Below are 12,594 nucleotides of genomic sequence, written 5' to 3' on the forward strand. Positions count from 1 at the left end.
TGCCGGAAACGGCGCAGCCGCGCATGTGCATCCCTGAATTTCCCGATGCAACTGGCGCAATAGGTGCAACACCTGTGAGCCGGGGCTAGACTGACATTGGCGCGGCTAGGTTTGGCCGCTGAAAGCCCGGCTCCGCACTGGGCCGCCGCGCAGATCCATTCATGCGGACAGCACCATGCGGGTGTGCCATGAAGGTTCCCCATCGAAAATTGCGAAGTGTTGTCGGTCCTGCGCGGACTTACTCCGCCGCAGACATCGCTGCCATCATTGCTGCCATTCCTGGTGGACTTCCAAGTGGCCCCGTAGATATTCGGCAAGCTTCACCAGATGGTAACGGAAGCATCCCTTGTCTTGTCGATAGGCGGGAGTTGCTCATTGACTGTCTTGAGACAGCAGCATCCCGATATTTTACGTGGAAGCACCTAAAAAATTCCGCATCACCGTCCAAAACCGTAAAGAAATTACACGCTATAGAAACGGCATCGAAGAAACTTTTAGAAGCACTTGGCTTAGACGACAGCAAATGTGCCGACGACTTACCTGACGATATACCTCATGAAATATTAATACACCTCAATAGACAGGCTGAAATTATTTCGGCAGGGATTCGGCAAGCTGCTCGCTTCCGAGAAATTGATGGCGGTGGATATGCTGGGCCGACGGCACTCAGGGAAGCGATATTGGGTGTAATGTTTATCAAGGATGCTGCAGCAGATGCGAAAATGATAGTTGATTTACGCGTTGACCCGGATTGCAAGCGGAACAAAGGCGATGAAGAATTACGCAGTTTATTTGGCGACCTAATCGGCACTTGGCTTGAAGTATTTGAGCTTCCGATTGCAATGTCTGTGGGCAAGCCCGGTTCCCCTGGGGAGGGGATTCCGAGCGGCCCATTCATTAGGTTTATTCAGGCCTGCTTAATGCCGCTAAAAATTGATCTAACGCCTGATGCCATTCGTGACCGCGCCAGACCATTTCAGGGAATGGGCAAGTTAGTTCCGTAGGAAATCTGATCCCGCCATTGCGACAGGCGAATCCGTCAAATCTACTTTTTTACTCGCAGCCGCCACTCTGGCGCGGCAGAGATGCGAGTGGAAACGATGGCGACCAATATTTACAAGACACAGAATGAAACGGCGGAAATTCTCCGCCTCTCCCCGCGCACCCTCGAACGTCACCGTTTGACTGGCACTGGCCCCAAATTCGTTAAGGCCGGGCGACGTGTGTTTTACCGTCCCTCCGATATCGATGCATGGGTGGAAGCCAACACCTTCGCCAGCACGTCCGAAGTCAAAGCGGCGGAGTAAGGGCCGTGGAAAGCCTTCATGCTGCTGGTGCGGCATGAACCCCCTATTGGTAGCCTCATTGGAATATGCCGTCCGTGGCTGGGCGGTTCTTCCCGTTCATTCAATCCGGAATGATGGGATCTGCACCTGCGGCAAGGCGGACTGTCGCAATGTCGGAAAGCACCCCTTGACCGCGCACGGCTTGCTGGAGGCATCGACCGACCCCGAGCAAATTCGGCGCTGGTGGCGGCGTTGGCCCTGGGCGAACGTCGCCATCGCCACTGGCGCATCCGGCTTAGTCGTAATCGATGTGGATGTTGGCATTGACCGTGACGGACATCAGAAGGAAGGCGAGGCGTCTTTAGCTGATCTGGAACGGGATTACGGCCCTCTGCCAGACACCGTCGAGGCGATAACCGGATCCGGCGGACGACATATCCTGTTCAAGGCGGATGGCGCGTCAATTCCCAGCAAAACGTGGTCATTTGGCGACGCGTACCCCTCGCTGCCGGATCTGACGAACGAAGCCTGGGCGCAGTTCCAGGATGAGGCGGATCTGGCTGATGAACGGTGGGGACGGCCCCAGGTCGAAAGGAAGGCTTCCCAGATCCTGCGGAAGGCCGCCAAGGGCGGTTTCAACCTGACTGAGATCCTGGGCAACAAGCCGCCGGTGCCGCCAACATACGCCAGACCCAACTGGGATGGACCGACTGCTGGACGAAAGCTGCGTCGGGTCATTCGAGCTTGGTTCAACCAAGTGGAACGGATCCTGACAGCTAGGGATTGGCGAGATCAGGAAGCAATCCGGCTGGCGGCAGAAGCCGTTGGGCAGATCGAAACCCTGATCCATTGGATGTTGATCCTTAATCCGCAACTGACCGAGGCGGATCTACAGGCCTATGTCGATGGCCGCCAACGCCGGGCAACCCATGCTGCCAAGCGCAGGTTTAAGCTCCGCAGTCTGACCAAGATGCCACGGATCCAGGTCAAAGGCGGTGCTGGGCTGGGCAAGTCGATGGCAATCATCGAGGAGTATCTGGTGCGACCGTCGCTGTGGAAACGCCAGATCCGCGTCTACGTCCCGACCATCGCTCTCGCGGAGGAGTTCGACGCCAAGATCCGTATAGCCGGTGCTGACATTATGGCTATGGACGGTCAGCGGCCCCGATCAATGGTCATGTACGGGCGGACCTATGGCCGGGAAGAGGGCAAGGCAAAGTGCCATCCTGACCGAATTGCGGCAGTGGCAAAGGGTGAGCGGCTGGTCCCATCAGTGTACAAGACATTCTGCCACCGCGAGGGGCAGGATGAGCTTGGATTGTTGCGTCAGATCGACTGTCCGCATCTCGGCTGGTGCAAAATGTCCGGTTACTTGGCGCAATACGCTGATCGGGGTCCGGCGTTACGGCTGTTTCCCCATACCCACCTGACGCTCACCCAGGCTAACGATCTGAAGCTGCCAGACGCAGATCTGGTGGTGATCGATGAGAACTGCATCGACACCCTGTATCAACGATCTGAGATCGACCCGGATTGGCTGACTGCTACCAGCACCTATCACGGTGAAGCCGAGGAGATACAGAACGCGCTCGATGTTGGCGGCATTGTCCAGGGCATCATCGCGGCCAATGGCATCGACACTGCGGCTCTCCGCGACAGGGTGACACCCAAGGCTCTGCGGGAGGCGGCGAAGGCCGCGGATTTCGTTCCGGCTCCTGCCATCAGCCCATCCTCCGGCGATACCGAGATCATGGGGGTGCTGGAAAACTACACTCGCGGCAATGGCCCTCAAGTGGCGCGAATGCTGCGGCAGCTGGCAAGAGACATCGAGAAAGGCCGCACCACCTCCATCGGCGTCGAATATCAGCCCGACTACAGCGTGACCACCGAGGACGGCACTAGGGTCAAGGCGCCGATCGTACGGGTGCACCGGCTGAAGGAGATTTCCGTGGGTAGGCAGACGGCGCTCTGCGTTATCGACGCCGACGCTGACCTGGAGATCAACCGGCAGATATTCGGGGATCAGCTGCGTGGCTTCAATCTGCCCGCCATCCGGCGTGGGCGGGTGACCCAGATCCATAACCTGACCTTTGCCACCAGTGCTCTGGTTCCGCCAGATAAGCTGCCAGCCAATGAAAACAGGGCAGCGTATTCCCGACAGCAGATCGAGCAATTGGTGAAGGCCGAGGTCGCGAAGGAGCGCAAGGTTCTGGTTGGCGCGGTGAAGCCAGTGCGACTGAAACTGACCGGAGAGACGGCTGGCAAGCTGTCGGTCTGTGCTGAATGGCATGGCGGCGAGATCACCCATCACGGTGTCGTCCTGGGGGTTGGTCGCTGGGAAAGGTATGACACGGTGATTGTTGTTGGCCGCGAGCAAATGCCGCCCAGCGCAGCCGAGGGACTGACACGGGCGGTCTATGCCGACGCCGCACCGGACGTTCAGATCCAGTTCACCGGCACATATGTCAGGGAGATTCGCGGCTACGACATGCGGTCTGGCGTCCATGCGCCTGGAGTGCAGGTTTCGGTCCATCCGGATTGGCGCGTCCAGCAGCTGCTGGAACTGAAGCGAGAGCAGAAGCTGGCGCAGCTGATCGACCGGCTGCGGCTGCTGCATCCTGATCAACGGGATCCGGAGATCATCATCCTGACCAACCTGCCAATACCGGGCATCGTCGTGGATCGGCTGATGAGCGCCAAGGATCTGTTCGCTGGCGGCACGGTCTGGGAGCAGGCGATAGAGCGGACGGGCTGCGGTGTCCTGCCGCTTGCCAAGGAATGGCTGTTTCAGAACCTGCCGGACCTGTTCGGATCCCCCAGAACTGCAGCCAGACAGGTGAAATGCCTAAAGAGTGCCAATTCCCAATTAGTACCTAATTACAGAATGGCACTCTTTCGACATTCCGATCAGAGGGCTTGGTCCTGGGCGCTGGTGGAGCGGTCTATTTCAGATGGAAGCGCCCGGCTGACCACCCTGTTGGGCAAGCCCGTCGTTGCGTTCAGATATGCCGCTGAGGATGCCCGCCAGAGCCAGGAGGAAGCCCCAGGAAGGCAGGAGCCGCCAGCTTCACCAGCGCCCCCCGCAGCGAAATTTGCAGATTGCAAAGCAGACCCACCGCGAGGGGTGGTCATTCACATCCTGGGGCAGGCAACGCTGTTTGGCGTCGAACCCGATCAGGTTGTCACCGTCGATCTGCCGGATCACGGCCTGATCCCCGACGATGTTCGCACGATTATCAAGTCCGAGATCAGGCGCCGTGGGCTAACCCAGGATGCTGCGGCTCGGCGTATGGGAGTGTCCCGCCCCCAACTGAGCAACGCCCTAATGGGTAGATTCGGCCTTTCTGTCGAAGCAATGCAGGGTCTGCGGGGCTTCATTGAGAACAGGCCAGAACAGACCGCATAACAGGACGGTATCTGGTCAACAGCAACGGATGAACCTGATGAAAAAGCGCAAGGCACCATCATCCTCTGTCCAACCTAATGTTACAGCGAACGAACAGGCTCGGACGCCGGATGAGCAGGCGCTGGTCGATTCCTTCGCTCGGCGCCCAAAGCTTGCCCGGCCTGTCCAGTTCAAGAAGGGTGAGAAGGAAGGCCAGTTGAGTTGCCGCGAATCCGACCACGAACTCGCAGCGGCAAGGGCGGCAAAATCCTGTGGCGTGGGTGAAAGCGATCTGGCTGACGCACTGCTGATGCAACTGATCGATCTGGACAGGACAGCGGCTAAGGCCGATCCGGTTAAAGCTGCTAATAAGGCGATGGCCTGGATTCATGGGATCAGCCCTAACGACCCAACCGAGGCCATGCTGGCGGCCCAGATGATTGCCAGTCATCAACTCGCGATGAACTGCTTCACACGGGCCATGCTTCCTGATCAGTCATTCGAGGCCCGTCATGCCAATCTACGTCAAGGAGCCAAGCTGTCGAGGCTCTATGCCGACCAGATGCAAGCCCTCGCCAAATACCGGAACCGAGGCCAACAGACTGTTCGGGTCGAACACGTCACGGTGAACGGTCATGCCAACTTTGGCACGGTGAATCAAGCCACGAGCCCCAAGCCGGGGGAGGGGGCGATGGTTGAAAACGGAGTGCAACCCCATGAGCAACAGCCTGCCGCCATTCCTTTCACCCCTGTCGCCCCGGTGTGGAGCGAAGACCAGAGCGGGCAGTCCCTGCCAGGGACCGGCGATGCCGAATGGGCGTTGCCGCCTGCACGGCGGTAAATCACCCGGCGCCCCGACCGGCAGGGCCAACGGGAATTACCGGACAGGCTACTGGACAAAGGAAGCCGTTGCCGAACGGCGGCATATGGCTCGGATGATTAGGGAAATGCGAAGGGAGTGGGCCAACACGAAGACTGAGTTGGGGTGAGTTTTTGAGGGCGGTATGCCTGTAGCCAGTTGGCAGTCAATTCACCGCCCATAATCCCAGTCCATGGTTGCTATGTGGTAGCTAAAAATTTAAAGAGAGCTAGGTCTCTATGTCTAACCCCTTGAAATAGTTGGTGCCGGTTGCAGGGTTCGAACCCGCGACCCCCTGATTACAAATCAGGTGCTCTACCAGCTGAGCTAAACCGGCGTCGGGGGGAAATTAGAGGCGAACTTCGCCCTTCGCAAGGGGGAACGGATCACTCCAGGCCCATGCAGAATGGCTCCTCGGCGATGAAATTGGTCCAGCCCCATTTGCCGCGCTTGCCCGTGGCGGGATAGGCCCAGGTCCGGACCGGCTTCCACGCTCCGTCCTCGAGACGCAGCAGAAGGGCGGAGCGGGGGGGCAGGTCTGGCGTTAGTCCCATTGGGGCGGCCGAATCCGTGCAGGACACCAGGGCCAGGCCGAAGCCCTTCGCCGCCATGTCGGCCAGGGTTCGCCCGGTGGGGGCCTGGATGTGGGTGACGACCAGATCGGGGCGGCGGGGGTGTGTGTTGCGCAAGAGCGATTCCAGCGCCATGCCGCTGGTGGAATTGTCCCGGGGCAGGATCAGGGCGATGCGGGCGTCGGGGGCGATTTCCGCCGCCACGCTGCGGGCCAGGAAGCGCAATTGCGGCTGGGGCTGGTCGCGGTCGAAGCGCAGCAGAATCTCGGCGGCCACCGGGACGCCCAGCATCAGGGCGATGGCGGTGCCGGCCAGGGCGCGGCGGACCAGGGCGGGCGGCGGGCGCATCTTCCCCGACATGTCCCTTGCCGCCAGGACCAGGGCCAGGAGTGCCGCCAGCGACAGCTGGGTATTGTAGCGGAAATAGGAATGCTCGCGGCCGAAATGCAGGAGAAAGGTGGTGATCAGGAACAGGTTGAAGAACACCATGGTCAGCGCGGCGAGCCGCAGCATGATCCGGGTCGAGGCGGAAAGGGCGGCCGGCGGCCGCAGGGCGAGGCCGAGCACCAGGGCGAACAGGCCGAACTGGAATCCCTTGTTCGCCGCCACCCAGGCCATGTCCCTTAGAATCTGGGACAGGCGGGCGTCCTTCCAGGCCCGCTCCATGTAGGTGATCTGTTCGCCGTCGGGAAAGCGCAACGTCACGTGCGCCCGCCAGGCCACATAGAGGAGCAGGGCGGGCAGGGCGGCCAGAACAAGGTCGCGCATCACCGGCCAGCGTTGATGGCGGGGCAGGGTGAGGGTGGTGAGCAGCCCCGCGCCGCCAATGGAGAGGAACAGGCCGATTCCCTGCTGCTTGACGTTGACCAGGGCTGCCAGCACCAGCATCAGGGCCACCAGCAGGCGCCCATCGCGTCCCTCCACCATCCGGCGCGCCCCCAGCCACAGAACCACCATCAGGGTGATGGCCAGCGGCGCCTCGCCATAACCGGCGAAGGAAACGCGCGGCACGAAGCCGGGATTGATGGCGGTGGCCAGCAGCAGCCCGAACGCCGCCATGCCCCAACCCGGCCGCTCGCCGCCGTTCAGGGCGCGGCCCAGCATCAGGGCGGCGGGCAGGTGCAGCCAGACGGTGAACTGGGCGATTGCCGCGGGGGCGAAGCCGCCGCCGGCCAGTGAGCCCAGGAAGGGGACAATCTCGGTATTATAGGGGGCGACGGGGGAATCCGAATAGGCCCTGGGGCCGATCGCGGTGGGAAACACCCCGTGGTCGAAGATATAGGCGGTGTTGGGCAGGATCAGGGCGAAGACGTCCAACTGGGACGGCTCCATGGGCGCCAGCACCGCCAGCAGCGGCAGGGCCAGCAGCAGCAGGCGGCCGACCTCCTGCAGGTCCTCGCGCCATGGCAGGCGTCGGGTCAGCCAGGCGGCTCCCAGGGCGGCCATGAGAAAGCCCGCGGCGGGGATGCGCAGCGACAGGGGGGTCAGCACACCCCACAGGGTCAGCAGCAGGCAGAGCGCCCCCCAGCCGGCCAGGGCCTGCACCCCCATGCCGAAGCGGCCGGCCAGGACCAGCCGTCCCACCAGAATCATGGCGGCGAGGGCGACGCAGATCTGTGCGACGCCGATGAGCCAGACGGGGATCATCCCTCGCGCCGCATCTCGTAAAGGGCCACGGCGGCGGCGTTGGAGACGTTGAGGCTTTCCATCTCGCCGCACATGGGCAGCCGCACCAGGTGGTCGCAATGCTCGCGCGTCAACCGGCGCATGCCTTCGCCCTCGGCGCCCAGCACCAGCACCACCTTGCCTGACAACTTGGCCTCGGCCAGGGTCCTGGGCGCGTCGGCGGCCAGTCCGGCGGTCCAGAAGCCGGCCTTCTTCAGGTCTTCCAGGGCGCGGACCACGTTGGTGACGCGCACCAGCGGCATGCGCTCGAGCGCGCCCGAGGCCGATTTGGCCAGGGTACCGGTCTCGTCGGGGGCGTGACGGTCGGGGGCCACCACCGCCAGGGCGCCGAACGCCGCCGCCGAGCGCAGGATGGCGCCCACGTTATGGGGATCGGTGACCTGATCCAGCACCAGGACCAGGGCGGACGGCGCCATTTCGGCGCTGCGGATGACGTCCTCGATGGTGGTGGCGGGCAGGGGCTCGACCAGCAGGGCGACGCCCTGGTGGACGGCGCCGGGGGCCAGCAGCCGGTCGATATCGGCCCGATCCATGGCTTCCACCGGCACCTTGCAGGGGGGCAGGGCCTTGGCCGCCTCGGCCGTCGCCACCAGCCGGCGGATGCGCCGCTCGGGATTGGCCAGGGCGGCGCTGACCGCGTGAACGCCGTAGAGCCAGATGGAGGAGCCGCCGCCGCCGCCGCCGCGCGGCGATTGTTGAGGCCTTCCCTTGCCCTGGGCGTTGGGTCGGTTTCGCTCGTCTCTCTTTTTCATGGGGCTCTCCTGTTGCATCGGCATTTAACCTGCTCTTTTCGGATTGACAAGCTCTGTGAAATTCCCATAAGTACAGCCCTCCCGTCGCCCCGGCAAAAGCCGGATGACGGTGTGGAGGGGTGGCCGAGCGGTTAATGGCAGCAGACTGTAAATCTGCCCTCTTATGAGTACGGAGGTTCGAATCCTCCCCCCTCCACCAATTATCCTCCCAATAGGGCCGGGTGCCCCGGTTCGGGCCGGATGACGGGGAACGGTTTCTTCAGGTCGAGCACCAGGCGGTGCGGCCCAGCGGGACGATCTGGCGGGTGTAGCTCAATGGTAGAGCAACAGCCTTCCAAGCTGATGACGGGGGTTCGATTCCCCTCACCCGCTCCACTCCCCGCCGCCGTACCCGACCGGGACCATGGTTTGACACATGCGGCAGCGCCGCGATCGGACGGGTTGAAAAATGGCCAAGGCTAAATTCGAGCGCACCAAGCCTCACTGCAACATCGGGACCATCGGTCACGTTGACCATGGCAAGACCTCGCTGACCGCGGCGATCACCAAGATCCTGGCCGAGACCGGCGGCGCCACCTTCACCGCCTACGACCAGATCGACAAGGCGCCGGAAGAGAAGGCCCGTGGCATCACCATCTCGACCGCCCACGTCGAGTACGAGACCACCAACCGCCACTACGCCCACGTGGACTGCCCCGGCCACGCCGACTATGTGAAGAACATGATCACCGGCGCGGCGCAGATGGACGGCGCCATCCTGGTGGTGTCGGCCGCCGACGGCCCCATGCCCCAGACCCGCGAGCACATCCTGCTGGCCCGTCAGGTGGGCGTGCCCGCCCTGGTGGTGTTCATGAACAAGTGCGACATGGTCGACGATCCCGAGCTGCTGGATCTGGTCGAGCTGGAAGTGCGCGAGCTGCTCTCCTCGTACGACTTCCCCGGCGACGACATTCCGATCGTCAAGGGTTCGGCCCTGTGCGCCCTGGAAGACAAGCAGCCGGAGATCGGCCGCGACGCCATCCTGAAGCTGATGGCCGAGGTCGACGCCTACATCCCGCAGCCGGAGCGTCCCAAGGACAAGCCGTTCCTGATGCCGATCGAAGACGTGTTCTCGATCTCGGGCCGCGGCACCGTGGTGACCGGCCGCGTCGAGCGTGGCGTTGTGAAGGTGGGCGAGGAAGTCGAGATCGTCGGCATCAAGGCGACCGTCAAGACCACCTGCACCGGCGTGGAAATGTTCCGCAAGCTGCTCGATCAGGGTGAGGCCGGCGACAACATCGGCGCCCTGCTGCGCGGCACCAAGCGCGAGGACGTGGAGCGCGGCCAGGTTCTGGCGGCTCCGGGCTCCATCACGCCGCACACCAAGTTCGAGGCCGAGGCCTACGTTCTGACCAAGGAAGAGGGCGGCCGTCACACTCCGTTCTTCACCAACTATCGTCCGCAGTTCTACTTCCGCACCACCGACGTCACCGGCGTCGTTGAACTGCCGGAAGGCACCGAGATGGTGATGCCGGGCGACAACGTGAAGATGCACGTGACCCTGATCGCCCCCATCGCCATGGACCAGGGCCTGCGCTTCGCCATCCGCGAAGGCGGCCGTACCGTCGGCGCCGGCGTGGTCGCCAAGATCGTCGAGTAAATCTCTCGATCCGGCCTTGGCCACATCGCTTCGGCGGTGTTGCCAAGGCCGTCGAGTGTCTGTATAAGGCGTGGCTCCGGTCATGCCGGGTCTGATCCTGGTCCCTGTTTCCAGGGGCCGGTGAAGGCTGCAGGAGTGTAGCTCAACTGGTAGAGCACCGGTCTCCAAAACCGGGGGTTGGGGGTTCGAGCCCCTCCACTCCTGCCAACTTTCGACTGTAGAGATATGGCAAAAACGTCTCCGGCCCTTTTCTTCAAGCAGGTTCGCCAGGAAGTCGCCAAGGTCACTTGGCCGACCCGGCGCGAAACCACCGTCTCCACCGGCATGGTGTTCGTGATGGTGGTGATCGCCGCCGTCTTCTTCCTGGTCGTTGACCAGATTTTCGCCGCGAGCGTAAAGCTCCTGTTCGGTCTGGGAGGCTGAGGACGAGATGGCTACCGCCCGCTGGTACGTGATTCACGTCTATTCCGGCTTCGAGAAGAAGGTCGCCCAGTCCATCCGCGAACAGGCGGAACAGAAGGGCATGGCCGAGGCTTTCGAGCAGGTTCTGGTGCCCACCGAAGAGGTGGTCGAGGTGCGCCGCGGCACCAAGGTGAACGCCGAGCGCAAGTTCTTCCCCGGCTACGTCCTGGTGAAGATGGACCTCACCGACGACACCTGGCACCTGGTCAAGAATACCCCCAAGGTTACCGGCTTCCTGGGCGGCAAGGGCCGTCCCGTGCCGATCACCGAGCGGGAAGCCGAGCGCATCATCAAGCAGGTGCAGGAAGGCGTCGAGCGCCCCAAGCCCTCCATCACCTTCGAGGTGGGAGAGCAGGTGCGGGTCTCGGACGGTCCCTTCACCTCGTTCAACGGCCTGGTCGAGGAAGTCGACGAGGAGAAGGCCCGCCTCAAGGTGGCGGTGTCGATCTTCGGTCGCTCCACCCCGGTCGAACTGGAATACTCTCAGGTCGAAAAGATCTGAGGGACGTGACCGGAAGCCGCCCCGCCGGACAGGCGCGGGCGGCACCGGTGCTTTTTGTTTTCCGCTTCCGGATGTCCGGGGCGGTTTGGAGGGCGGGAGGCGCGCCAACGCCGCACCGCCAACTCTGGTGACAGAGAGAGGATTGTGACATGGCAAAGAAGATCGTGGGCTACGTTAAGCTCCAAGTCCCGGCCGGCAAGGCGAATCCCTCGCCGCCGATCGGTCCCGCGCTGGGTCAGCGCGGCCTGAACATCATGGAATTCTGCAAGGCCTTCAACGCCCAGACCCAGACTCTGGAGCCCGGCATGCCGATTCCGGTGGTGATCACCGCCTATTCGGATCGTACCTTCACCTTCGTGACCAAGACTCCGCCGGTCAGCTACTTCCTGAAGAAGGCCGCCGCGGTGTCCAAGGGCTCGACCACCCCCGGCAAGGGCGGCACGGTCGGCGAGGTGACCATGGCTCAGATCCGTGAGATCGCCGAGAAGAAGATGGCCGACCTCAACGCCAACGACGTCGAGGCCGCGTCCACGATGATCGTCGGTTCCGCCCGTTCCATGGGCCTCAAGGTGGTGGAGTAAGCACATGGCTCGCGAAGGAAAGCGCCTGAAGTCGGCCTATGCCGATATCGACCGCGACAAGTTCTACAGCCTCGCCGATGCGGTGAAGGCCATCAAGACCCGTGCCGTCGCCAAGTTCGACGAGACCATCGAGATCGCCCTGAATCTCGGCGTCGATCCCCGTCACGCCGACCAGATGGTCCGCGGCGTGGTCGAGCTGCCCCACGGCACCGGCAAGACCGTGCGCGTCGCCGTGTTCGCCAAGGGCGACAAGGCCGAGGAGGCCCGCAAGGCCGGCGCCGACATCGTCGGCGAGCAGGACCTGTTCGAGTCCTGCAATGCCGGCAACATGGATTTCGACCGCGTCATCGCCACTCCCGACCTGATGGGTCTGGTGGGCCGCCTCGGTAAGGTGCTGGGCCCGCGCGGCCTGATGCCCAACCCGAAGCTGGGCACCGTCACCGTCAACGTGGCCGAGGCCGTCCGCGCCGCCAAGGCCGGTCAGGTCCAGTTCCGCGTCGAGAAGGCCGGTATCGTTCACGCCGGCATCGGCAAGGCCTCGTTCTCGGAAGAGAAGCTGGCTGAGAACGTCAAGGCGTTCGTCGATGCCATCAACAAGGCGAAGCCCCAGGGCGCCAAGGGCACCTACCTCAAGAAGGTGTCCATCAGCTCGACCATGGGCCCGGGCGTCAAGCTCGACGTCGCCACCCTGGCCTAAGGCCGGGGAGCAAGAGTTTCCCCGACCCGAAAAGGGAAGGGGGGAAGGCGGAAGTTCCCTTTAAGGGGACTTCCAACCTGTCCGAGACCGTAGGTGCCCCGTCAAACGGGCTTGAAGGGATTTCCCGCCTGCGCAGACAGAGGTCAAAGAACGCTTCCGGTTCCCCTTGGGGG

At 62.7% G+C, this 12,594-nt stretch carries 12 protein-coding genes and 4 tRNA genes; 13 read left to right on the forward strand and 3 right to left on the reverse strand.

The window, feature by feature from the left end; translation table 11 throughout:
* Nucleotides 1-188: 188 nt before the first annotated feature.
* The 5 genes from WV31_RS21805 to WV31_RS22735 all read left to right on the forward strand — a co-directional run bounded on the left by WV31_RS21805 (nt 189) and on the right by WV31_RS22735 (nt 5,660).
* Nucleotides 189-1,004, forward strand: a complete 816-nt coding sequence (locus WV31_RS21805) for a hypothetical protein (protein WP_145980909.1) — start codon at nt 189-191, stop codon at nt 1,002-1,004.
* Between the two features lie 96 nt (nt 1,005-1,100).
* Nucleotides 1,101-1,307, forward strand: a complete 207-nt coding sequence (locus WV31_RS18350) for a helix-turn-helix transcriptional regulator (RefSeq protein WP_237051373.1) — start codon at nt 1,101-1,103, stop codon at nt 1,305-1,307.
* A gap of 34 nt (nt 1,308-1,341) precedes the next feature.
* The gene (locus WV31_RS18355; protein ID WP_085374921.1) at nt 1,342-4,692 is read left to right on the forward strand and encodes a bifunctional DNA primase/polymerase; all 3,351 of its coding nucleotides are present in this window, start codon (nt 1,342-1,344) and stop codon (nt 4,690-4,692) included.
* A gap of 37 nt (nt 4,693-4,729) precedes the next feature.
* Nucleotides 4,730-5,512: a hypothetical protein gene (locus WV31_RS22220; RefSeq protein ID WP_168185991.1), complete on the forward strand. Its 783-nt coding sequence runs from the start codon at nt 4,730-4,732 to the stop codon at nt 5,510-5,512.
* A complete protein-coding gene (locus tag WV31_RS22735) occupies nt 5,478-5,660 on the forward strand; it encodes a hypothetical protein (protein WP_269466695.1) in 183 nt (60 codons plus the stop codon). The genes WV31_RS22220 and WV31_RS22735 overlap by 35 nt, the downstream gene beginning before the upstream one ends.
* 131 nt (nt 5,661-5,791) lie before the next feature.
* On the opposite strand, the gene WV31_RS18370 is transcribed toward WV31_RS22735, so the two are convergent.
* From WV31_RS18370 to rlmB, 3 genes are all read right to left on the reverse strand, one after another.
* A tRNA-Thr gene (locus WV31_RS18370) sits at nt 5,792-5,867 on the reverse strand.
* 49 nt (nt 5,868-5,916) lie between these two features.
* Nucleotides 5,917-7,749, reverse strand: a complete 1,833-nt coding sequence (locus WV31_RS18375) for a hypothetical protein (RefSeq protein ID WP_085374924.1) — start codon at nt 7,747-7,749, stop codon at nt 5,917-5,919.
* Nucleotides 7,746-8,540, reverse strand: coding sequence for a 23S rRNA (guanosine(2251)-2'-O)-methyltransferase RlmB (gene rlmB, locus WV31_RS18380; RefSeq protein WP_085374925.1), 795 nt, complete (start codon nt 8,538-8,540; stop codon nt 7,746-7,748). Before rlmB ends, WV31_RS18375 begins: the two co-directional genes overlap by 4 nt.
* 113 nt (nt 8,541-8,653) lie before the next feature.
* Between rlmB and WV31_RS18385 the strand changes: the two genes are divergently transcribed.
* The 8 genes from WV31_RS18385 to rplA all read left to right on the forward strand — a co-directional run bounded on the left by WV31_RS18385 (nt 8,654) and on the right by rplA (nt 12,421).
* A tRNA-Tyr gene (locus tag WV31_RS18385) sits at nt 8,654-8,739 on the forward strand.
* Nucleotides 8,740-8,841: 102 nt separating this feature from the next.
* A tRNA-Gly gene (locus tag WV31_RS18390) sits at nt 8,842-8,915 on the forward strand.
* Nucleotides 8,916-8,988: 73 nt separating this feature from the next.
* Nucleotides 8,989-10,179 (forward strand): elongation factor Tu, encoded by a 1,191-nt coding sequence (gene tuf, locus WV31_RS18395; protein ID WP_085374926.1) that lies wholly within the window; start codon nt 8,989-8,991, stop codon nt 10,177-10,179.
* A 131-nt stretch (nt 10,180-10,310) separates the two neighbouring features.
* Nucleotides 10,311-10,386: transfer RNA gene (locus WV31_RS18400), tRNA-Trp, on the forward strand.
* An 18-nt stretch (nt 10,387-10,404) separates the two neighbouring features.
* On the forward strand, nt 10,405-10,602 hold the full coding sequence (secE, locus tag WV31_RS18405) for a preprotein translocase subunit SecE (RefSeq protein WP_009866874.1): 198 nt from the start codon (nt 10,405-10,407) through the stop codon (nt 10,600-10,602).
* 7 nt (nt 10,603-10,609) lie between these two features.
* Nucleotides 10,610-11,143, forward strand: coding sequence for a transcription termination/antitermination protein NusG (gene nusG, locus WV31_RS18410; protein WP_085374927.1), 534 nt, complete (start codon nt 10,610-10,612; stop codon nt 11,141-11,143).
* A 149-nt stretch (nt 11,144-11,292) separates the two neighbouring features.
* On the forward strand, nt 11,293-11,724 hold the full coding sequence (rplK, locus tag WV31_RS18415) for a 50S ribosomal protein L11 (RefSeq protein WP_068433046.1): 432 nt from the start codon (nt 11,293-11,295) through the stop codon (nt 11,722-11,724).
* Nucleotides 11,725-11,728: 4 nt separating this feature from the next.
* Entirely contained in the window at nt 11,729-12,421 is a 693-nt protein-coding gene (gene rplA / locus WV31_RS18420; RefSeq protein WP_068433048.1) for a 50S ribosomal protein L1, read from the forward strand.
* Nucleotides 12,422-12,594 lie beyond the last annotated feature (173 nt).

The organism is Magnetospirillum sp. ME-1, from assembly GCF_002105535.1.
GTDB lineage: Bacteria > Pseudomonadota > Alphaproteobacteria > Rhodospirillales > Magnetospirillaceae > Phaeospirillum.

Excerpts from the sequence above, each read along its gene's own strand:
- tuf (WP_085374926.1), top strand. The coding sequence starts at position 8,989 with ATGGCCAAGGCTAAATTCGAGCGCACCAAGCCTCACTGCAACATCGGG.
- WV31_RS22220 (WP_168185991.1), top strand. The coding sequence starts at position 4,730 with ATGAAAAAGCGCAAGGCACCATCATCCTCTGTCCAACCTAATGTTACA.
- rplK (WP_068433046.1), top strand. The coding sequence starts at position 11,293 with ATGGCAAAGAAGATCGTGGGCTACGTTAAGCTCCAAGTCCCGGCCGGC.
- WV31_RS18350 (WP_237051373.1), top strand. The coding sequence starts at position 1,101 with ATGGCGACCAATATTTACAAGACACAGAATGAAACGGCGGAAATTCTC.
- rplA (WP_068433048.1), top strand. The coding sequence starts at position 11,729 with ATGGCTCGCGAAGGAAAGCGCCTGAAGTCGGCCTATGCCGATATCGAC.
- WV31_RS22735 (WP_269466695.1), top strand. The coding sequence starts at position 5,478 with ATGCCGAATGGGCGTTGCCGCCTGCACGGCGGTAAATCACCCGGCGCC.
- WV31_RS18355 (WP_085374921.1), top strand. The coding sequence starts at position 1,342 with ATGAACCCCCTATTGGTAGCCTCATTGGAATATGCCGTCCGTGGCTGG.
- rlmB (WP_085374925.1), bottom strand. The coding sequence starts at position 8,540 with ATGAAAAAGAGAGACGAGCGAAACCGACCCAACGCCCAGGGCAAGGGA.
- secE (WP_009866874.1), top strand. The coding sequence starts at position 10,405 with ATGGCAAAAACGTCTCCGGCCCTTTTCTTCAAGCAGGTTCGCCAGGAA.
- WV31_RS18375 (WP_085374924.1), bottom strand. The coding sequence starts at position 7,749 with ATGATCCCCGTCTGGCTCATCGGCGTCGCACAGATCTGCGTCGCCCTC.
- nusG (WP_085374927.1), top strand. The coding sequence starts at position 10,610 with ATGGCTACCGCCCGCTGGTACGTGATTCACGTCTATTCCGGCTTCGAG.
- WV31_RS21805 (WP_145980909.1), top strand. The coding sequence starts at position 189 with ATGAAGGTTCCCCATCGAAAATTGCGAAGTGTTGTCGGTCCTGCGCGG.